Below are 20,125 nucleotides of genomic sequence, written 5' to 3'. Positions count from 1 at the left end.
ATCTGACGAACGCCCTGGATCTGACGAACCGTCAGACCCTAACCCCATTCCGGGCACCTGACGGCGCCCCCGGGGCTCGCTGCGGTGCCCGGAACGTGGTGGGTGCGCTAGACCGGCGGGCCATGGCTGACCTGCTCGAGCTCTCCGCCCGCATCATCGACTCCGGCGTGGTCGACGAACCCGTGAACCGGATCTCCAACGAGCTGTCGGAGGTGGCGCCGGCGATCGCGGTGGTCGAGTCGTTCAGCCATGTGGTGCTCCTGCGCACCGACGACGGGCTCGTGGCGTTCGACTCGAGCGGTGTGGCGACCGGCCGAGACGTGGTGGCGTCGCTCCGGGGTTGGACGACCGAGCCGGTGCGGAGCCTGGTGTACACCCATGGCCACGTCGACCACGTCGGCGGGTCGGGAGCGTTCGTGGCCGACGCCGCCGACCGCGGCCACGCCAAGCCGACGTTCGTCGGGCACGCGAACGTGCCGCACCGCATCGACCGCTACCGCCGGACGAACGGCTGGAACCTGTTGATCAACCGCCGGCAGTTCGGCTGGCTGGCCAACCCCCGCATGAACATCGGCGCCGGCCCGGCGACCGAGCTCGACCCGACCGCGACCGGCAGCGGCGGCCGCCAACCGAAGCTCGACCGCTTCCTGCCCGACGACGTGGCCGAGCCCGACATCACGTACCACGGCAGCCGCACGCTCGACGCCGCGCTCACCGGCGGCACGACCATCGAGTTGCATCACGCCCGCGGCGAGACCGACGACCACACGTGGGCGTGGCTGCCTGACCACAAGGCCATCTGCGCCGGCGACTTCCTGATCTGGAACTTCCCCAATGCCGGCAACCCGCAGAAGGTGCAGCGGTTCCCCGACGAGTGGGCCGCCGCCCTGCGCGACATGGTGGCCCGCGGGCCCGAGCTGTTCCTGCCGGCACACGGGTTGCCGATCGGCGGCGCCGAGCGCATCCGGGCCGTGCTCACCGACGTGGCCGACACGCTCGACACGGTGGTCGACCAGACGCTCGCGCTCATGAACGACGGCGCCGACCTCGACGAGGTGATCCACACGGTGAAGGTGCCGGCCGAGACCCTCGCCCGGCCGTACCTCCGGCCGCTGTACGACGAGCCCGAGTTCGTGGTGCGCAATATCTGGCGGCTGTACGGCGGCTGGTGGGACGCGGATCCCGCACATCTCTCGCCCCCGCCGGAACGGTCGGTAGCCGAGGAGGTGGCGACCATGGCCGGGGGCGCGGGCCGGCTGGCGGATCGGGCTTCTGAGGTTGCTGACGGGGGCGACCTCGAGCTCGCGTGCCAGCTCGTCGAGTGGGCCGCGCGCGCCGCGCCCGACGACGCCGCCGTCCACCGGATCCGCGCCGCGCTGTACCAGCGGCGTCGCCAGGCAGCGCCGTCGCTGATGGCGAAAGGCATCTACTCGTCGGCCATCCGAGCGTCGGAGCAGGTCGCGCCACCCGACACCGACGCGTAGGCCGCACCCGCGGACGGCCGCCCGGCGGCACCCACTTCCGCCCGACACAGCGCGTTGGTGGCACCCGCCTGCCCCGCCGCACCGGGCCCGCTGGTGGGTGGCCCTCTGACCGAACCCGCTGAGCCCGAAGCGGTCGGACGGGCCGCCGGGCGACCCGATCGATCAGGCCGGTATCGCTCAGCGCGACGCGGGGCCTGGCAACGGTCGGGGGCGTGGGCGCGACCGGGGTCGTGTGTAGGCCCGCACGCCGTCGACGCCGAACTCCACGCCGAGGCCGGACTCGCCCCACCCACCGAACGGCAACCGCGGGTCGAGGCCACCTGGTCCGTGGGCGTTGCGGTACACCGTGCCCGCCCGGAGCTGCTCGGCCACAGCGCTGGCGAGCTCGCCGTCAGCCGTCCACACCGATGCACCGAGGCCGAACCGCGTGCTGTTCGCGGCCGTGACCGCGTCGCCGATCGCCCGGTAGCCGAGCACCGGCAGCAGCGGCGCGAACTGCTCGTCGGTGACCAGCGCCGAAGTGGGGTCGGGGCGGGCGACGACGGCCGGCCGCACGTAATGGCCGCCGACCTCGGACGGACCCGTGTGGAGCCCACCGGGTTGCACGACGGTGGCGCCCGACCGCATGGCCTCGGCCAACAGCGTGGCGGCCCGGGCCTCGGCGGCGGCCGTGTGCACCGGTCCGTGCGTGACGTCGGGGTTGAGGCCGTGACCGGTCACCGTGGCCGCGGCGCACACGGCCAGGGCTTCGACCCATTGGTCGAGGTGCCGCGCCGGCACGTACAGCCGTTTGAGCGCGGTGCACACCTGCCCGCTGCTGGCCATGGCCGCGTCGAACAGGTCGGCGGCGACGTCTTCGGTCGGCTCGACGTCGGGAGCCACGATCCCCGCGTCGTTGCCGCCCAACTCGAGCAGCGCAGGTGCGAGCCGGTCGGCGGACGCCCGCAGGATGGCGCGTCCGGCCTGCCCGCCGCCGGTCAACGTGGTCATGGCGACACCCGGTTGGGTGACGAGCGCCTCGGCCACGTCGGTGCCGGGACCGCTCACGGTGTTCAACACGCCCGGCGGCAGCACTTCGGCCATCTGGCGCGCCACATAGAGGACCACGGCCGGGCAGGTCGGCGGCGGCTTCACCACCACTGTGTTGCCGGCCATCAGCGCCGGGGCGATCTTGGTCATGCACACCGACAACGGCCAGTTGAACGGCAACAGGGCCGCCACCACCCCGTGTGGGTGGAACGTGACCCGACCGCCGTCGGGAAGCTGCACCGGCATCAGCGCCTCGCGGGCGAGGCCGGCGAACGTCTCGGCGATCGCGCTGACCGTTGCCACTTCGAACTCGGCTTCAGCCAGGACCTTGCCGTTCTCGCGAGTGAGCGGCCGAGCCAACAGCTCGACTTCCTCGGGCTGCACCGCGACCTCGGCCGCGGCCACCACCCAGGCGATGCGCTCTTCGAGTGACAGGCCCGACCAGCCAGGCCCGGCGGCCGTCGCAGCGGCGACCGCCGCGTCGACCTGCGCGGCGCTGGCCGCGGGCGCGTGGGTGACGACCTCGGTGGGTCGGCCCGGGTCGACCACCCGGTACGGCGGCTCGTCGCCGGCCACGACCTCACCGCGGATGACGAGACCCGGCACGTCGAGCGGGTCGACGCTCACTGGCCACCGCTCAACGCGGCACCACCCGGCCCCGCGGCGCGCACTGCAGCACCACGCCGCGCCGCGCCACCCGGCACCGCGGCGCGCACTGCAGCACCGCGCCGCGCCGCGCCACCCGGCACCGCGGCGCGCTCAGGTGGCACGCGCCGACAGCACGCAGAACTCGTTGCCTTCGGGGTCGGCGAGCACGACCCACGTCGGCGTGCCCTGCCCCACGTCGACCGTCGTGGCGCCCAGCGCGAGCAGCCGCTCGACTTCGCCGGGCTGATCGGCGTCGGGTCGGAAGTCGAGGTGCAAGCGGTTCTTCACGACCTTCGCCTCGGGAACGCCGAGGAACAAGACGCCCGGGGGCCGGTCCGGCGCGGGCCGGATCTCGATCCCCTCGTCGTCCTCGTCGACCACCACCCAGCCGAGCGCCTCACACCACCAGCGGCCGAGGGTGACCGGATCCCGGGCGTCGATGACGATCTGTTCCCACTCGAGGCTCATGGCTTGGATGGTAGGAAGCAGCGGCCGGCGCCGCGTGACCGATGAATCCCGGATGGCTCGCCCCGACGGCCGACCGCTACAGTGGCCACTCCGTCGCGCGGCTTCGACCTGCGCGAATCGGTGGCCCGGAGAGACAGCCGGCCGTCACCACCCGGCGCTCGTAGCTCAATTGGAGAGAGCATCTGACTACGGATCAGAAGGTTGGGGGTTCGAGTCCCTCCGAGCGCGCCAGGCCGTTTGCGCTGATGCAGGGCACCCGTCGGGGTGCCCTGCATCGCGTCTGCGGCAAGCGGAGGCTGACCGTGGGAACCAACCTCCATCCCCAAAAGCCCAGTTCTTGGCGTCAGCTGTCCTCGGGCACCCATTGGTTCCCCTGCCAGATGTGAGACTCGACCACGCCGCTAGCGCCTGAGGTGACGAATGGTCGACGGCCCTCTCGGATGGGAACGGTGACCCGCCGCCCGTTGACGACGAGGAGCAGGTCGGCTGTCCATTCAACCCAGTCCCGCCCCGATACTCCTCGTATGTGGAGCACTTCTGCCTCCGATCCGGAGATCGAGAACACAGGTGGATCGATGGGTTCGCAGTCGCCAGGGCCGTACCAGCAATTGGCTGTCTCCGGGAACTCGTCGAAGTGAAGCTCCACACGTCGGGGAACAATCGCCGCTCCACCCACCGCACACGAGACGTGGTGCCAGGCCGGTGCTGCCCGACGACTCGAAACCACCGCGCGGAGACCTGAGACCACAACTGTCAGGTCTTCCTTCGCGGACAGCGTTACGAGTATGTCGGTCTGGCCTTCGTCGACACCGCCGAGGGCACGAGCCCAGCGTCGCCACTCCAGGCAGTTAGAAGGGGGCGACAACTCCATCATGTCTCTATCCGGTGGAAGAAGAAAGCTGGCCCCAATCCAGGGAGGATGGCCAATCCAGATAGCGGTGGGATCGGTCTCGACGTGGACGAAGAGAGGGCAACGGGCCGCTCTCCAGCGCGGAACGCGGCGAACGAGCTCTGCGATGACCGCTCCTGCCACAAGCAGCCCGACTGCCGTCAGGATGGTCATCGCCGGACTTGTACGGGATCAGTTCCTGCCACGCCAGCGCCGCCGAACCGCCAATCGCTAGCGCTCATCCGCTCACTCCGTCCTCAGGCCGTGAAGCCGTGCGTTTTCATCAGAGCCTTGGTGATCGCCTCGGTCGCATCGGTACGTCACCAGAACCCGGACGAAGCATACGGCGATCATCGAGCCAACGGAGCGGGACACCAGGCAGTCCGAGTGCTCCTTCGTCGGGGAAGGCAAACCCGGCTGGCATGCTTTGGGTGACTTGACGCTCACGCCTCTCGGGCCGAGCGGCGGTGAGACCGATGCCAGCCACCTCGCTGAGACAACGTCCGGCATTCGTCACGGCGAACCCTGCTTTCGGAGTGTTTCGACAACGCAAACGCCTCGAACCACTGTGGTGGCCACTCGATCAAATCGGGGCTCGCTCCGGAGCGCCACGGACAAGCCTGTGCTCACTTGCAGCATCGAGCAGTGACAACATTGAGCCTTCCAAGCAGGATGCTGCCGCCGATGTCCCAGGGGGGCACGCGACATGCCACGCGGGAGGGAACCTATGACAGTTCTGCTAGCGGTGGTCGCGGCGATCGTGGCGGCAGCGATTCTTGCCGGCGTGCGGGCGGTTCGGCGCCGTTCGCGAGTTGTGGTTGTTAAGACTCAGGTCGAGCCTATCGGCAAGGCGCAGCTCGTTTGGAGCCAGGCGCTCAACCGACCGATCGACGACGAAGACTTGCGCTGCGCGGCGGAACATCTCGGCCCCGGGCCGCTCTACGAGTCTTTGCGCGGTCGAGGGTCAGTTGACTACCTGACCACGAAGAAGCGGCTCCTGGTTCGGTCGATCGCGAACGAGCCAGTTCTGATCCGCGATGCTTGGGTGGCCATTCTCCAGCGACAGCCCCCAATCACAAAGACGCTCGTCACGTCGCCGGACGCGGGCGCCCATGTAGCCACATGGCTGTTGTTCGACCTCGATGACGACGAGCCGGAGGCGTGGGAAGGTAGGCAGGACGGAGCGATCAGCCGCATCGGCGACTTGCCGCTGTTCTATCGACAGCACTTCTCACTCCAGCCCGGAGAGACCGAGGACTTCCTTATCAAAGCCGACGTGTCACAGACGGCGGTCGACTGGGTCCTCTACCTCCGCGTGGAGCATCGTGGCCGCTCGAGGGAGGTGACGGTGTATGACGTCGATGGTGGTCCGTTCCGCACGTCCGGTTGCGCCCCTGACTCGTTCGACGAGATATGGGGCGCTGGCGTCATGGCGTCCCCTGACGAGCCATTGCGGCGCGTCGATCCGGATATCGACTACTAACCGGCGTGCCATTCTGCGATCTGCCCTGAGGATCGCGACACGTGATCGTTGCCGTTGAAGAACACGAGATTGCGGCACAACCGTCCAGCCGAGCACGATGCCGCTTGGCGCCATGAAGACCAGGCCCATCGTCCCGTTCATCGGGTGCTCGAGCAACACAACCCAGACGTGTCGATCATCAGTGCCGACCCAATTCGGCGGCTCGCTGCCGTTGAGGTTCCGGCAGCCGGCGTACTCCATGCCGGTCATAGGACCGACAGCACCTGCCGGCATCGATGCCGCAGCGAGTGCGCCGAGAGTCGGGCCATGTGACACGATGACCAGTCTCTCTCACCGCTTCCGCACCCGCTGGATAACCTTCAGCAGACCTCTACCTATCTGTGCCAGAGCGAGGAGGTCCCCCGGAATACTTGCGTAGGCAAGAACCAGATCCATACCTGGGCCGGACGTGCCAACGCCGATTCCGCCCAGCCTTACCGAGGCGGCGACGCCGAGGTCGCCTTCGCTCTCCCGCAAGTCCCGCGGCCGCAACCCGGGAACACCGTCGAGGCGTACTGTGTCGGCGTCCATCTCGCCTGTTCGAGCGCTGACTCCGAAGGTCACCACCAACTCATCCAGCTCGATCCGGCGCAAGCTCATATGGCATGGCCTCCTAGCGACCGCTGTTTGAGCCCAGTCCACCGCCAGCGTTCGCTCTCCCACGCTGCCGCGACTGATCGTGTCACTCCAGCAAGAACAGAATCATCATCGCGTGTGGATGCTTGCGCCAGGTTGCTGCATCCGCCTGTGCATTGCGCCGCATCAGCACGGCGTGGTCGGCTGCTGTCATGAGTGATATCTCCGTGTGGGTCGGTTCCGTAGGAACGGTCGGAGCCCTCTTCGCAGCGCTCGGCCAAATCAGCTACGAACGCCGACGGCGCCTAGCGCGCGAGGCATCGGACCGAGCAGCGCACCGCAGAGCCCAAGCGCAGCTCGTTTCCACCTGGTTAGGCCCAGCCGAGAAGACAGCGAGCGGAGCCTGGCGAACACCTATCCACCTCCTCAACGGATCCCACGAACCCGTGTACACCTTGCTGGTATGCATTGTCTTCATACAGGGTGCAGCACCACACGATGCGGAGTCGATGATCGAGGCTCGTCGAGCACAATGGCCCGACGAGCCAATGCCCTTGACGACCGTAAGCCTCCTCCCGCCTGGTTCGTGGCGAACCTGGATTCCGGGCGAGGGGTGGACCGGCATCATGGCTGGCCGAGGAGGCGTCGATGCTGCGTTCACCGATGGCGCCGGGACCCACTGGATCCGCCGTGCCTTGGGGGACCTTCGGGAACTGGCGGAGCCACCGCTGGAGTACTTCGCGAAGCAAGGTCTTTACCCGCCCCACGAGCTGCAAGCGCCCGAGCCGGACGGGTAGTGCACTGGCGCGATTGCAGCCACGCTCACACCGCGGGGACACCGTGGACTTCGACTCGAATACCATCACCCATACTCGCCGCGGGCAACATGCATCCGTCCGTGCATCATCGCCTCCCGGCGACACGGCGAGACGGAGGGGGATGCGCTGCCACACCCCATCGTTAGACACACGGCGTGCGGCGGATCACTAGGGCACAGCGCGACGCAACGGCACGCGCAAGGAGGTTGGGATTGTCCTACGGATCAGAAGGTTGGGGGTTCGAGTCCCTCCGAGCGCGCAAAGCAAGATCCGCAACAGGGTCCGGCTCGCGCCAGGTCCGACGAGTGGCGTCAGGAGCTGGTCGGCAACGCAGCGATCAGTGCCGGCAAGTCCTCCGTCACCGTTGACCAGAGCACGTCAAGGTTGATGTCGAAGTAGTGGTGCACCAGCCGGTCTCTCATCCGCGCCGCGGATGCCCACGGCACGCCGGGAAGCTCGCGCCTCGTCGCTGGCGTCACCTGCTTGGCGGCCTCGCCGACGATCTCGACGAGCTTGGTCAACGCCCGGCGCAGCAGCTCATCGCTGTCGAGATCCGCCCGAGATCGGTCGCGGCAAAAGCTGACGGCTTTGGTGGCCGCGTCCACGAGGTGCTGCAACCGGACGGCGTCGTCAGGCGGCATAGAGGAGGCGGGCCGATGCCCGTACTTCGTCACGGAAGTAACGGCTCAGGTCCTCGTACGTGCGCAACTCAACCTCACGGCCACCGAGCAATACGCTGAGCTCGAGCTCCATCGTCGCGATCCGCAACAGTCCCGGAACACGCTCCGGCTCGAACTCTACGAGGACGTCGATGTCGCTGTCGTCCGTAAAGTCCTCGCGACCGACCGAGCCGAACAGCCCCAACCTGCGGATGCCATGACCTCGGCAGTAGTCGGCAAGGGCTCCCTCGTCCACCTCGATCCCGGGTCGGACCTCCATACGTCCATCATGCACCAACCGGGCGACAGGCAGCGCCCATGCTGGACGCCGAGGTCCACGCAGCGCAGGGTCCGGTTCCACGGCGGAAGACCACGACGCGCCGAGCGTCCGTGCATCCATCCGTGCATCAACGACGCAACGGGACGCGGCGCGACGCGACGAGACGGTCCGCCACGCCTACGGCGCGATCCGACTGCCGCCCACCGGGCCACTGACCCGGGGCGCGACGCCACGACACCAGCCGGGACACTGGAATCGTCCTACGGATCAGAAGGTTGGGGGTTCGAGTCCCTCCGAGCGCGCTGAACAACCGGGAGGCGGGGCCGGTGGCGTAAGCCCCCGTCACCGATCTGGTCGCGTCACACGACGCCGGGCGTCGCGTTTCGCGGCCAGAACGAGCCCGGTGCCCAGACCCAGTCCCCGGCCTCGATCGTCGCTTCCCTTTCAGATCGTATCGGATCAGATACGATGTTGATTGTGTCGTCGTTGCTCTCTCTCGCGCGTGTGGCCGCTGGTCTGTCCATGACGGATCTGGCAGCGCGCGCGGGGACATCGAGGCCGACGTTGTCTGCGTACGAGCACGGGCGGGTGTCGCCGACGCTCGACACGGTCGAACGCATCGTGGCCGCTGCAGGCTGCCGACTTGAGATCGTCCGGACTGTCGAATGGCGATCGGTCGAGGTAGGGCGCGGCCGCACAGCAGCGGTTCCCGATCACCTGCCCGACCTCCCGGTCAACGATGCGGTGCGGATCGTGTCGCTGCCGTTGCATCTGGAATGGTCCCGCCGCAATCGCGACGTCGACTTGAGCGACCGTCGGCAACGCGCGTCTGTGTATGAGACGGTGCTGCGAGAGGGTCGGCCAGGCGACATCGAGATGATCGTCGACGGTGCTCTGCTCGTGGACCTGTGGACCGAGCTGGTACTGCCCAGGCGGCTGCGCGCCGCCTGGCAACCGCTCATCGACGCGGCGCGAGAGCCCGGTGGCTGAGTCGGTGCTCACCGAACCGCAGCGTGAGCTGCTCCGTCTCTTCTTCGAGCTGCCCGAGTCGAGCAACCGCTTCGACCTCGACGGTCTCCTCGACACAGCCGCCGCCATCGACCCCTGCTTCGACACCGACGTCCTCGTTCAGATGCTTGGCACACTCGATCGGTTCGTCGATGACGAGCTCCTGGGGCTTGGTGCCAACCCCAGCTCCCTGCGCTCGTTCATCGCCGACTGGCAAGTCCATCTCACCAGTCGACCGACCTGACACCACCAGTCGGCATCGCCATCAGAGGTACACCATCCCCCCTGCTCGCCACCGCCGCCTCTGTGCATCCGGTCGTGCATCATCGACGCTCCCGGACACGGCGAGACAACACGGGACTGGCGGCCACGCGACCGGCATCAGCCACACGCTGAGCGCCAAGTCACCTTGCATCGAGGGCCAAGTCCCGGGTCGTGGTGTAGCTGACGGTCGCCGTGTCAGCCTCGGTTGATGTTCTACATGGCTTCGGTGAGGGCGGGTGGGGTCTCCTCCTCGAGGTCGCCGTCGATGACGGTTGTCAGCCAGCGTGTTCATCGGGCTGCCGTGCCCGATGAACAGCGCCGGCATCGTGCCCTGGTCGCTCACCGAGGATTGCTCAACCCGGCGATCGCGGCGGCAACCCCCTGGCCGTATGCCGGGTCGCACGCGGTGCAGTGGTCGATGTGCCGTTGCACGATGTGGTCGGGCACGCCGGCGATCGCCCGCGCCGTGTTCTCGAACAGCACCTGCTGTTGCGCCGGGGTCATCAAGTTGAACAGCGCCCGGGGCTGCGAGAAGTAGTCATCGTCGTCGTCGCGGTAGTTCCAGTGATCCGCCACCGAACCGACCGCTTGCGGGGGATCGCGGAAGTCGGGCTGCTCCTGCCAGCGGCCGTAGCTGTTGGGCTCGTAGTGGAGCGTGCCGCCGTGGTTGCCGTCGACGCGCATGGCGCCGTCACGGTGGTAGTTCTGAACCGGACAGCGGGGCGCGTTCACCGGGATCTGGAAGTGGTTGACGCCGAGTCGGTAGCGCTGCGCGTCGCCGTAGGAGAACAGGCGGCCCTGCAACATCTTGTCGGGCGAGAAGCTGATCCCGGGCACCACGTTGGCCGGGTTGAACGCGGCTTGTTCGACCTCGGCGAAGTAGTTGTCGGGGTTGCGGTTGAGCTCCCACTCGCCCACCTCGATCAGCGGGTAGTCGCCCTTGGGCCACACCTTGGTCAGGTCGAACGGGTGGTACGGCACGGTGGCGGCATCCGCCTCGGGCATCACCTGCACGCACAACGTCCACTTCGGGTGGTCGCCGCGCTCGATCGCCTCGAACAGATCGCGCTGGTGGCTCTCGCGATCGCCGGCCACGATCGCGCCGGCTTCCTCATCGGTGAGGTTCCGGACCCCTTGTTGCACCCGGTGGTGGAACTTCACCCAGAACCGCTCGCCGGCCGCGTTGATGAAGCTGAACGTGTGTGAGCCGAAACCGTGCATGTGACGGTACGAGGCGGGGATCCCACGGTCGCTCATCACGATGGTGACCTGATGGAACGACTCGGGCAGCGACGTCCAGAAGTCCCAGTTGTTGGCCGCGCTGCGGAGGTTCGTGCGCGGGTCGCGCTTGACCGCGTGGTTGAGGTCGGGGAACTTCAACGGGTCGCGGAAGAAGAACACCGGCGTGTTGTTGCCGACCAGGTCCCAGTTGCCCTGCTGCGTGTAGAACTTCACGGCGAAGCCCCGGATGTCGCGCTCGGCGTCGGCTGCGCCGCGCTCGCCGGCAACGGTGGAGAAGCGAGCGAACAGCTCGGTCTTGCGGCCGACCTCGGCGAACAGGTCCGCCTTGGTGTAGCGGGTGATGTCGTTGGTGACCGTGAACGTGCCGTACGCGCCCGAGCCCTTCGCGTGCATGCGCCGCTCAGGGATGACCTCACGGTCGAAGTGGGCGAGCTTCTCGAGGAACCACACGTCCTGCAGGAGCTGCGGGCCGCGTGGCCCCGCTGTCAGCACGTTCTGGTTGTCAGGAACCGGCGCTCCGACCGCCGTCGTCAACCGATCTTGACCATCCGCTGCGTTCGTCATCGCCGCTCCAATCTGAGGGTTGAGGTCGACCCTAGTTTTTGCGTCTGGCAAATGGCGGGGCGGTCCTGGCGGCCCTCGGCACCGAATGACTCGCCGTGACCACCTCCTCACCCACCCGACACACCACTACGGCTCGGACGACCCTCGGCGCGAAGCGTTCAGCCGGGGCACGACGAGGCGGGCGAGGAGCGCCTGGTCGGAGCTCCTGGCGATCGCCAGCTCCGCACGCCGGATGCTGACGGACCGAGCGTGCGGCTCCCCCTATTCCGCGCCCGCGGGCGCGTCGACGAGGCCCCTGCGACCGTCGGTAGTGGGTCTACGGTTCGGGTCGAATCGAGGAGTCTGCAGTGCGTGACAAAGGTCGACGGCGGTGACGGTCTCGTGGGGTGTGGTCGGACCCGGGGGCATCGCGACCCGGTTCGCGCAAGCGATCGAGCTGGTCGCCGACGGTCGGATCGCCGCCGTGAGCTCTCGTTCGATCGACCGGGCCAACGCGTTCGGCGACCGCTTCGGGATCCCCCACCGCTACGCCGACGACGATGAGCTCGCCGCCGACCCGACCGTCGATGCCGTCTACGTCGCGACCCCGCACTCGCGCCACGAGCGCGACGCACTTCGTTTCCTCGCCGCCGGCAGAGCGGTGCTGTGCGAAAAGCCGTTCGCGCCCGATGCTGCCGCCACCACCCGTATGGCGGCCGCCGCCCGCGACAAGGGCGTCTTCGCCATGGAGGCCCTGTGGAGCCGCTTCCTGCCGAGCTACCGCATCCTCGTCGACCTGGTCGGCAGCGGTCGGATCGGTGAGCCGCAACTCGTCGAGGCCGACTTCGGGTTCCGCGTGCCCGTCAACCCGAGCCACCGCTTGTTCGACCCGGCGCTGGCCGGCGGCGCGCTGCTCGACCTCGGCATCTATCCCGTCCACTTGGCGAGCCTGGTCCTCGGGCCCGTCGAGCACGTCGTGGCCGACGGCGTCATCGGACCGACCGGTGTCGACGAGCACGTCGCCGCGGTGCTCCGCCACCCGGGCGACCGCCTCAGCGTGGTCAAGGCGGCCATCCGCGTGAACATGGCGTGCACCGCCAGGATCGCCGGCACCGACGGGACGATCGACCTGCCGGCGTTCATGCACTGCCCGCAGTCGCTGACCGTTCGCCGCGGCACCGACGTCGACGTCATCGACGCGAGCTTCGAGGGCGAAGGGCTGCGCTTCGAGATCGATGAGGTGCACCGCAGCCTCGAGGCAGGGCTCACCGAGAGCCCCACGATGCCGCTCGCCGACACGATCTCGATGGCCCGCACCCTCGACCGCATCCGTGACTCGATCCGGGCCACCGGAGCCGCGTGAGCCGCGGCACCGCCGGCGACGGAAGCTGCGCCGACCTGCTGGTCACCGTCAGAGAGGTGGGCAGTGACGGCACCCTGGTCACTTCAGTCGGGCACGTTGCGGAGGTCGACGATCTGGTGCGCCTCGAGGCGTTCCAACTCAGGACGGTCGAGGCCGAGCTCGGCGGTAAGGACCTCCACGGTGTGCTCGCCGTACTTCGGCGCGGCGGCCAGCGGGACGGCTGAAGCCATGCGAGCGGGGTTGTTGACGACCTCGGTCGTGCCCCGCAGGGGGTGGGTGACCTCGACCCACGCGCCGCGCTCGCGCAAGTGCTCGTTGGCGCGGAGGTCGTCGCTGTCGAACACCGCCGACGCGGGCACACCGGCCTCGGCCAACTCGCGCATCGCCTCCCACTTCGAGCGCTGCGCGGTCCACTTAGCGACGATCTCGCGCAGCGCGCCGCGGTTGCGGTTGCGGAGCCGCACCGAGTCGAAGCGCTCGTCGGTCACCAGCTCCGGCTGGCCGATGGCGATGGCGAGACGGTCGAACAGCTTGTCGCCCGGCGCGGCGATCTGGACGTAGTCGTTGGCGCCGAACGGCGGGCAGGCGTACAAGTCGGTCGGGGCGCCCATGCGGTTGCCGACCCGGGGCATGAAGCGGCCGTCCGGCGAGTCGATGAGGATCATCGACCGCAGCGCGCTCAGCACGGCTTCCTGCATCGACAGCTCGACGTACTCGCCGTGGCCGGTGCGCAGCATCCGCACGTACGCCGCCAGCACCGCGGTCGCCGCCATCGAGCCCGACAGGTGGTCAGCGCCCACGTACGCGGTGCGGATCGGTGGCCCGTCGGGCTCGCCGGTGATCGACATCGCGCCGCCCGCCGCCTGCGTGACCGGGTCGAGGGCGGGATAGTCGCGGTACGGGCCGGTCGTGCCGTAGCCCTTGATCGAGCAGTACACGAGCGCGGGCTTGAGCGCGCGGAGATCGTCGTAGCCCAGGCCGTACGACGCAGCGACGCCGGTGCGGAAGTTCTCGACCACGACGTCGAACCGCGGCACCAGGCGGCGCAGCAGCGCCAGACCCTCGGGCTGGCGGTAGTCGAGGAAGACCGAGCGCTTGTTCATGTTGTTGGCCAGGTGCAGCCCGATCTCGAGCAGCTCCAACGGCACACCCGGGCCCGGCGGAGGGTCGACCCGCACCACGTCGGCGCCGAACCAGGCCAGCCACTGCGCGCACACGGGGCCGGCCTCGGCGAGGCTCAAGTCGAGGACCCGCAACCCGGCGAGGGCCTTGCCGGCGGGCGCTGCCGGTCCGCGGTCCGCGCCGACATCCTGTTCTCCAGGGTCCACCGGAAGAACCGTACACTCTTCTCTCCGAGCGAGCCCCGCCTCCCCTTCTGCGCGTGGGAAGTGACCGCTGCCGTCGCATCTTCCGCGCGGAACGGGATGGTGGGCCGTCCTCCACGGGCCATTGGGCCGTTGGCGGCCTGCCGCTAAAGGGTGTACTCTTTAGCCATGTCTTCTGCGACCTCCGCCGAGTTCGAAAAGGCCACCGACTACTCCTTCAAGGAGGAGGACATCGAGCGGGCGAAGTCGCTCGCCGGCCGGTACGCACCGTTGGGATCGCACGAGCACCTCACGGTGGTCAACCGCGACAGCATCCGGAACTTCGCTCGCAGCTACGGCGACGACAACCCGCTGTACAACTCCGAGACGTACGGCGAGCGCACGCGGTGGGGCGCACAGATCGCGCCCCCGATGATCGGCATCGCGCTCAACCGGCCGCTGTACGGCGACCCGCCGAAGGAGAAGATCCGCCGACCGTCGTTCCGAGGCATCCACGTGTTCGTGTCGGGCAGCACGTGGAACTGGTACCAGCCACTCAAAGAAGGCGACGAGCTCTACAGCTTCGGCGGCACGGAGTCGGTGATCGAAAAGAAGTCCGAGTTCGCGAACCGCTCGATCCTGATGACGTACTTGAACGTGAAGTTCAACCAGCGCGCGGAGATCGTCGCCACCTCGCGCACACTTGCGATCCACACCGAGCGCAAGACCGCCCGCGAGAAGGGCAAGTACGCCGCGATCGAGCCGGCCACCTACACCGACGACGATCTCGCGAAGATCGACGAGGTCTACGCCAACGAGCACGTGCGCGGGGCGGAGAAGCGCTGGTGGGAGGACGTGCAGGTCGGCGACTCGCTCCCCGCCATGGCCAAGGGCCCGCTGACCACCACCGACATGATCGTGTTCCACGCGGGCGGCTACGGGTTCGTGCCGTACGCGCCGTGCTCGAACCGCATCGCGTACAAGAACCGGCAGCGGATCGCACCGTTCTACGTGAAGAACGAGTACGGCGTGCCCGACGTGGCGCAGCGCGTGCACTGGGACTCGGCGTGGGCCCAGGCGATCGGCAACCCGATGGCCTACGACTACGGGGTGATGCGCGACTGCCACCTGTCGCACTTCTCCACCGACTGGATGGGAGACGACGGCTGGCTCGTGCAGCAGTCGAGCGAGATCCGCAAGTTCAACTACATCGGCGACACCCACATCATCACCGGAGAAGTCGTCGACAAGCGGATCGACGATGCCGGCAACGCGGTCGTCGACATCGAGATGCGCGGCACCAACCAGCGCGACACCGTCACCTGCCCCGGCAAGGCTACCGTCGCCCTCCCGAGCCGCGAGCACGGCGACGTCACTCTGCCGACCCCGCCGTCGGACCTCGCCGAGCAGGCCGCGCGGATGATGCAGCGCCACGTGGAGATCGTCGCCGAGCGCAAGGCCCGGGGCGAGCTCGATTGAGCGAGGCGCTCGCGGCCGAAGTCCAGGCGTGGGTCGACCGGAACTGGAGCGACTCGCTGACGGTGCGCGAGTGGTGGCGCCGGTTGTTCGAAGCCGGGTACTCGTTTCCCGCCTGGCCCGCCGGCCTCGGCGGCCGCGGTGCGAACGGCAGCGAGGCGCGCACGATCGTGCGCGCGTTGGCCGCCAATGAAGTGGTGGGCCCGCCGGCTGGCCACTTGGCCACCGCGCTCGCCGCACCCACCCTCCTCGCGCACGCCACGCCGGAGCAGGTCGACGAGCTCGTCCGCCCCATCGCGCTCGGCGAGAAGGCGTGGTGCCAACTGTTCTCCGAGCCGGGATCGGGCTCCGACCTGGCCAGCGTCGGTACCCGGGCGGTCCTGGACGGCGATGAGTGGGTGGTGACCGGCCAGAAAGTGTGGAACTCCGCGGCCGACTCCGCCGACATGGGCATGTTGCTGGCTCGGACCGATGTCGACGTGCCGAAGCACCGCGGCATGACGTACTTCGCGATCGACATGCACCAGCCGGGCGTCGAGGTCCGGCCGCTCAAGACGATGAGCGGCTCGAGCCAGTTCTGCGAAGTGTTCCTCACCGAAGCGCGGGTGCCGGCCGGGCGCCAGATCGGCGCGCTGGGCGACGGGTGGCGTGTGGCGCAGACGACCATGCAGAGCGAGCGCACGATGGTGGCCGGCGGCGGTACCCGCGGGCTCGTGCCGGCGCGCTCGGGCCGCGACGGCGACCTCGACAAGACGGTGGGCGCCGTCATCGAGCGCGCCCGGCGAGCGGCCAAGCAACGCCAGAGCAGGATCCGCGCCGGTGCGGTGCCGGCGAGAGTGATGATCGAGTTGGCACAGCAGTACGGCCGCAGCTCGGATCCCGTGATCCGCCAAGACCTCGCCCGCTATCACGCGCAAGTCCGCGTGAACGGCTGGACGATGCGCCGGATCGCGGCAGCCAGGGGTGCGCTGACCGGTGCGGACGGGTCGATCGCGAAGCTCACCACCGCCCGTATCTGCCAGGAGTCGCGCGACCTCAGCTACCGCATCGTTGGTGCCGACGGCCTGCTGCAAGGCAGCGACTCCCCCATGGGCGGCGACCTGCAGTCGGTCAACTTGGCCAGCCCCGGCAACCGGATTGGCGGCGGCACCGACGAGATCCAACTCAACGTGCTCGGCGAGAAGGGTTGCGGGCTCCCCCGCGAACCGGGCGACGACAAGGACGTGCGGTATCGCGACTTGAAGGTCGGGACGCTGCGCTGAGAACGGTGCAACCCGCCGGGCGGTCGGAACCGAACCAAGGGGGGCCACCGCCGCGCCGCTGGCGGGCAACGGTGCCGGGCTACGCCTGCTGTCGGCGGGTCATGCGCGCCATCATCGCCCGACCGGCCGCGCTCTGGTTCTCCGCCTCGTTGGCGAGCAGCCAGCGCCGGCGATCGACCTCGTCTTCGGCCTGGTTCAAGTTGTCCTTCATCAACGCCACCACTTCGCGCGGGGTCCGGGCGAGGATCGATGCGATCTCGAGCGTGTAGCCGCGCAGCTCGGCGGCGGCCCGGACTTCGTGGACCATGCCCCACGCGAGCGCCTGGGCCGCGCCGATCTTCTCGTTCAGCAGGTACAAGCGGCGGGTCAGTGCCGTACCGGCGATGCGCGTCCAGAAGAAGGAGCCGCCGTAGTCGCCGCTCAGGCCGTTGGGCGAGAACCCTGCGCAGAACAGCGCATCGTCGGACGCGAACCGCAAGTCGCAGGCCCCCGCCAGCGCGAACCCGGCTCCCACCGCCGGGCCGCCGACCATGGCGATCGACACCTTCGGCATCTGGTGCAGCAGCATCGACGCGTGCCGGTCGTGGCGGGCGAGGTCGCCCGAGAGCGCGTCAGGCGGCACGCCCAGCGCGAGGCCCGACGAGTCCGACGCGTCGCGCTTGGTGTCGCCGCCGGAGCAGAACCCGCCCGTGCCGCCTTCAGGTGCCGCACCGGTGAGCACCACGACCTTCACGCCGTCGTCGTCGGCCATCGCCTTCACCGCGGCGTCGAGCTGCTCGGCCAGCGGGCCGTTCACGGCGTTGCGTCGCTCCGGCCGGTCGAGCGTGATGATCCCGACCTTGTTCTCGGTGACCTCGGTGCGGACCACGGGTTGCATTGGGTGTACTCTATACGACGTGCAGCTGGATCTCACCGAGGACCAGGCGCTGTTCCACGAGACCACGGTGCGGTTCATCGAAGCCGAACTGCCGGTGGCGAAGACCCGTGCTTGGCACGACGACAGCGTCGGCTACGACCCCAAGTGGCTGCAGAAGGCAGCCGAGCTCGGCTGGTTCTCGATGCTCGTGCCCGAGGCCGACGGCGGCGGCAGCGTCAGCGGCGCCGGCTTCCTCGACGCCGCCATCCTGGCCGAGGAGATGGGGCGCAACGTGCAGCCGGGACCGTTCGTCCCGATGAACGTCGTCGCCGCGACGATCGCCCGCTGCGGGACCGCCGTCCAACGGGCCGAAGTACTGCCCGGCGTCGTGGCCGGCACGACGGTGGCGACGTGGGCCTGGGCGAGCCCCGACGGCGGTTGGGACGACGGCGCGGGGGTCACGGCCACGGGCGACGGCGACCGGCTGCGTCTCGACGGGGCGCGCGGTGCGGTGCAGGACGCGGCGTCGGCCGACTTGCTGCTCGTGGCTGCGTCCAGGGACGGCGAGCCCGTGCACGTGCTCGTGCCGACCGCCGCCGGCGGCGTCACGATCACGCCGTTGGCGAGCTTGGACCTCAGCCGCCGCTTCGCGGACGTGTCATTCGACGGGGTGACCGTGGGCGACGGCGCAGTCGTGGGGAGCGGCGCCGAGGTGTTCGACGTCGCCCACCAGACCGCGACCGCGCTCACCGCCGCGGAGACCGTCGGCGCCGCCGACGCCTTGTTCACCTTGACGCTCGACTACGCCCGCGACCGCATCGCGTTCGGCCGACCGATCGGCTCGTTCCAGGCGATCAAGCACATCCTCGCCGACCAGGTGCTCTCCCTCGAGATCTGCAAGGCGGCCGCGGTCGCCGCGGCGGCTGCGGTGCAAGAAGCGGACCCCGCCGCGACCGAAGTCGTCGCGATGGCGGCGGCGTCGGTTGGCGAGCGCGCCAACGCGCTCGCCCAGCAGTGCCTGCAGGTCCACGGCGGCATCGGCTACACGTGGGAGCACGACCTCCACCTGTACTTGCGGCGGATCCAGTCGAACAGCGTGCTGTACGGCGAACCAGCGTTGCAGCGCGAGCGCGTGTGCGCGTTCCACGGGCTCGGAGTGGCCTCATGAGCGACGACCTCGGCCGATACCGGTCCACCATGCGGGCGTGGCTGGAGGAGAACTTGCCGCGCCGCTCAGGGGTCGAGCTGCGCACCGCCCACGAGTTCGATGCCGACTCGGTGGCGGCTGGCAAGGCGCAGCAGAAGGCCACGTGGGAAGCCGGCTACTTCGGCATCACGATCCCGGTCGAGTACGGCGGGCAGGGCCTGTCCGACCAGCACCAACGGATCTGGGCCGAGGAGTCCGCCGCGTTCCAAGTGCCGGCGCCGGGCGGCATCGCGAGCGGCGTCACGCTCGGCATCGTGTTGCCCACCGTCTTGGCGTACGGGAGCGAGGAGCAAAAGCGCGGGTGGATCCCGCGGATGCTCAGCGGCGACGAGATCTGGGTGCAACTGCTGTCGGAGCCCGGCGCCGGGAGCGACCTTGCCGGGCTCCTCACCCGCGCCACCCGCGACGGCGACGTGTGGATCCTGAACGGCACGAAGGTCTGGTCGTCGGGTGCGATGAGCGCCGACTACGGGATCTGCCTCGCCCGCAGCGACTGGGACGCGCCCAAGCACAAGGGCCTCACCTGGTTCAAAGTGCCGCTGCACGATGCGCAGGTCACGGTCCGGCCGATTCGTGAGATCAACGGTGGCGCGGAGTTCTGCGAGGAGTTCCTCGACGACGTGGTCGTCACCGACGACATGGTGCTCGGCGACGTCAACGGCGGCTGGCCGATCGCCAACGCGATGCTCGCGTTCGAGCGCGGCGCCGGCGGCGACCACCGCGTGCTCGGCGGTGGCGGCGGTCGGCGCCCGCTCGCCCCCGACCTCGTCGAGCTCGCCGACGCGCGGGGGCTCGCGGGCGACGGCGCGGCGCGCCAGCTCGTGGCGAGGGGCCACATCCTCGATTGGGAGCAGGGCCAGCTCACCAAGCGCGTGATCCAATCGATGATGGCCGGCAAGGCCGACCCGACCTCGGCCTCGCTCATCAAGTTGGGGCTCGGTCTGCGCGACCCGGCGCGCGCCGCGGTCGCCATGGAGCTGGCCGGGCGCACCGCGGTCGCCTGGCGCGACGAGAGCAGCTCGGGCCACGCCGCTTCGGTCAACTTCCTCAACGGCCGGATCTTCTCGATCGCCGGCGGTAGCAACCAGATCCAGCGCAACATCGTGAGCGAACGGCTGCTCGGGCTCCCCCGGGAGCCGAGTGTCGACGGCGACAAGCCGTTCCGCGACGTGCTGCGCGACGCGAAGAGCTGGGGCTCGCGTCGCAGTTGAGCCCCCGGCCGAAAGG

General features: G+C 69.0%; 17 protein-coding genes and 1 tRNA gene. 10 read left to right on the top strand and 8 right to left on the bottom strand.

All coding sequences use genetic code 11. The annotated features are described in order from the left end of the window. Window positions 1–122 precede the first annotated feature (122 nt). Window positions 123–1,484, top strand: coding sequence for an alkyl sulfatase dimerization domain-containing protein (locus VHA73_09565; GenBank protein ID HVX18268.1), 1,362 nt, complete (start codon window positions 123–125; stop codon window positions 1,482–1,484). A 177-nt stretch (window positions 1,485–1,661) separates the two neighbouring features. On the opposite strand, the gene VHA73_09560 is transcribed toward VHA73_09565, so the two are convergent. From VHA73_09560 to VHA73_09550, 3 genes are read right to left on the bottom strand one after another with little or no spacing between them, the layout of a single operon-like run. After that, window positions 1,662–3,140 carry an aldehyde dehydrogenase family protein gene (locus VHA73_09560; GenBank protein HVX18267.1) on the bottom strand — a complete coding sequence of 493 codons (1,479 nt, stop codon included), beginning with the start codon at window positions 3,138–3,140 and terminating at the stop codon, window positions 1,662–1,664. Further along, window positions 3,137–3,283, bottom strand: a complete 147-nt coding sequence (locus VHA73_09555; protein HVX18266.1) for a hypothetical protein — start codon at window positions 3,281–3,283, stop codon at window positions 3,137–3,139. Before VHA73_09555 ends, VHA73_09560 begins: the two co-directional genes overlap by 4 nt. Then, window positions 3,273–3,629 (bottom strand): VOC family protein, encoded by a 357-nt coding sequence (locus tag VHA73_09550; GenBank protein ID HVX18265.1) that lies wholly within the window; start codon window positions 3,627–3,629, stop codon window positions 3,273–3,275. Before VHA73_09550 ends, VHA73_09555 begins: the two co-directional genes overlap by 11 nt. A gap of 154 nt (window positions 3,630–3,783) precedes the next feature. On the opposite strand from VHA73_09550, the gene VHA73_09545 reads away from it, so the two are divergent. Continuing rightward, window positions 3,784–3,860 (top strand) — tRNA-Arg (locus VHA73_09545). 1,403 nt (window positions 3,861–5,263) lie between these two features. Further along, on the top strand, window positions 5,264–6,001 hold the full coding sequence (locus VHA73_09540; protein HVX18264.1) for a hypothetical protein: 738 nt from the start codon (window positions 5,264–5,266) through the stop codon (window positions 5,999–6,001). Between the two features lie 1,744 nt (window positions 6,002–7,745). Here the strand turns inward: VHA73_09540 and VHA73_09535 are convergent. Next, window positions 7,746–8,075 (bottom strand): HepT-like ribonuclease domain-containing protein, encoded by a 330-nt coding sequence (locus VHA73_09535; protein ID HVX18263.1) that lies wholly within the window; start codon window positions 8,073–8,075, stop codon window positions 7,746–7,748. Beyond that, window positions 8,065–8,373, bottom strand: a complete 309-nt coding sequence (locus tag VHA73_09530) for a nucleotidyltransferase domain-containing protein (protein ID HVX18262.1) — start codon at window positions 8,371–8,373, stop codon at window positions 8,065–8,067. Before VHA73_09530 ends, VHA73_09535 begins: the two co-directional genes overlap by 11 nt. A 477-nt stretch (window positions 8,374–8,850) precedes the next feature. Between VHA73_09530 and VHA73_09525 the strand changes: the two genes are divergently transcribed. Together VHA73_09525 and VHA73_09520 are read left to right on the top strand one after the other, a co-directional pair. Continuing rightward, complete coding sequence (locus tag VHA73_09525; GenBank protein ID HVX18261.1) at window positions 8,851–9,363, top strand: helix-turn-helix transcriptional regulator; 513 nt, start codon at window positions 8,851–8,853, stop codon at window positions 9,361–9,363. Further along, window positions 9,356–9,625 carry a hypothetical protein gene (locus tag VHA73_09520; protein ID HVX18260.1) on the top strand — a complete coding sequence of 90 codons (270 nt, stop codon included), beginning with the start codon at window positions 9,356–9,358 and terminating at the stop codon, window positions 9,623–9,625. Before VHA73_09525 ends, VHA73_09520 begins: the two co-directional genes overlap by 8 nt. Before the next feature lie 359 nt (window positions 9,626–9,984). Here the strand turns inward: VHA73_09520 and VHA73_09515 are convergent, their stop codons facing one another. Further along, complete coding sequence (locus tag VHA73_09515; GenBank protein HVX18259.1) at window positions 9,985–11,451, bottom strand: catalase; 1,467 nt, start codon at window positions 11,449–11,451, stop codon at window positions 9,985–9,987. 370 nt (window positions 11,452–11,821) lie between these two features. On the opposite strand from VHA73_09515, the gene VHA73_09510 reads away from it, so the two are divergent. Then, a complete protein-coding gene (locus VHA73_09510) occupies window positions 11,822–12,793 on the top strand; it encodes a Gfo/Idh/MocA family oxidoreductase (protein ID HVX18258.1) in 972 nt (323 codons plus the stop codon). An 83-nt stretch (window positions 12,794–12,876) separates the two neighbouring features. On the opposite strand, the gene VHA73_09505 is transcribed toward VHA73_09510, so the two are convergent. Next, entirely contained in the window at window positions 12,877–14,121 is a 1,245-nt protein-coding gene (locus tag VHA73_09505) for a CoA transferase (GenBank protein HVX18257.1), read from the bottom strand. A 165-nt stretch (window positions 14,122–14,286) separates the two neighbouring features. Between VHA73_09505 and VHA73_09500 the strand changes: the two genes are divergently transcribed. Continuing rightward, window positions 14,287–15,576: a MaoC family dehydratase N-terminal domain-containing protein gene (locus VHA73_09500; protein ID HVX18256.1), complete on the top strand. Its 1,290-nt coding sequence runs from the start codon at window positions 14,287–14,289 to the stop codon at window positions 15,574–15,576. Further along, window positions 15,573–16,835, top strand: a complete 1,263-nt coding sequence (locus tag VHA73_09495; protein HVX18255.1) for an acyl-CoA dehydrogenase family protein — start codon at window positions 15,573–15,575, stop codon at window positions 16,833–16,835. The genes VHA73_09500 and VHA73_09495 overlap by 4 nt, the downstream gene beginning before the upstream one ends. A gap of 79 nt (window positions 16,836–16,914) precedes the next feature. On the opposite strand, the gene VHA73_09490 is transcribed toward VHA73_09495, so the two are convergent. Then, window positions 16,915–17,712 carry an enoyl-CoA hydratase-related protein gene (locus VHA73_09490; GenBank protein HVX18254.1) on the bottom strand — a complete coding sequence of 266 codons (798 nt, stop codon included), beginning with the start codon at window positions 17,710–17,712 and terminating at the stop codon, window positions 16,915–16,917. A 19-nt stretch (window positions 17,713–17,731) separates the two neighbouring features. On the opposite strand from VHA73_09490, the gene VHA73_09485 reads away from it, so the two are divergent. Further along, a complete protein-coding gene (locus VHA73_09485; GenBank protein HVX18253.1) occupies window positions 17,732–18,859 on the top strand; it encodes an acyl-CoA dehydrogenase family protein in 1,128 nt (375 codons plus the stop codon). Then, a complete protein-coding gene (locus VHA73_09480; protein HVX18252.1) occupies window positions 18,856–20,109 on the top strand; it encodes an acyl-CoA dehydrogenase family protein in 1,254 nt (417 codons plus the stop codon). Before VHA73_09485 ends, VHA73_09480 begins: the two co-directional genes overlap by 4 nt. Window positions 20,110–20,125: the final 16 nt, after the last annotated feature.

This window comes from Acidimicrobiales bacterium (assembly GCA_035547835.1).
GTDB lineage: Bacteria > Actinomycetota > Acidimicrobiia > Acidimicrobiales > Iamiaceae > DASZTW01.
Note: the sequence above shows the minus strand (reverse complement) of the source record. Positions and strands in the feature narration are given on the sequence as shown.

Bases quoted from the DNA above. Each gene is read 5' to 3' on its own strand.
- VHA73_09565 (HVX18268.1), top strand. From the start codon at position 123: ATGGCTGACCTGCTCGAGCTCTCCGCCCGCATCATCGACTCCGGCGTG.
- VHA73_09550 (HVX18265.1), bottom strand. From the start codon at position 3,629: ATGAGCCTCGAGTGGGAACAGATCGTCATCGACGCCCGGGATCCGGTC.
- VHA73_09535 (HVX18263.1), bottom strand. From the start codon at position 8,075: ATGCCGCCTGACGACGCCGTCCGGTTGCAGCACCTCGTGGACGCGGCC.
- VHA73_09530 (HVX18262.1), bottom strand. From the start codon at position 8,373: ATGGAGGTCCGACCCGGGATCGAGGTGGACGAGGGAGCCCTTGCCGAC.
- VHA73_09515 (HVX18259.1), bottom strand. From the start codon at position 11,451: ATGACGAACGCAGCGGATGGTCAAGATCGGTTGACGACGGCGGTCGGA.
- VHA73_09500 (HVX18256.1), top strand. From the start codon at position 14,287: ATGTCTTCTGCGACCTCCGCCGAGTTCGAAAAGGCCACCGACTACTCC.
- VHA73_09490 (HVX18254.1), bottom strand. From the start codon at position 17,712: ATGCAACCCGTGGTCCGCACCGAGGTCACCGAGAACAAGGTCGGGATC.
- VHA73_09480 (HVX18252.1), top strand. From the start codon at position 18,856: ATGAGCGACGACCTCGGCCGATACCGGTCCACCATGCGGGCGTGGCTG.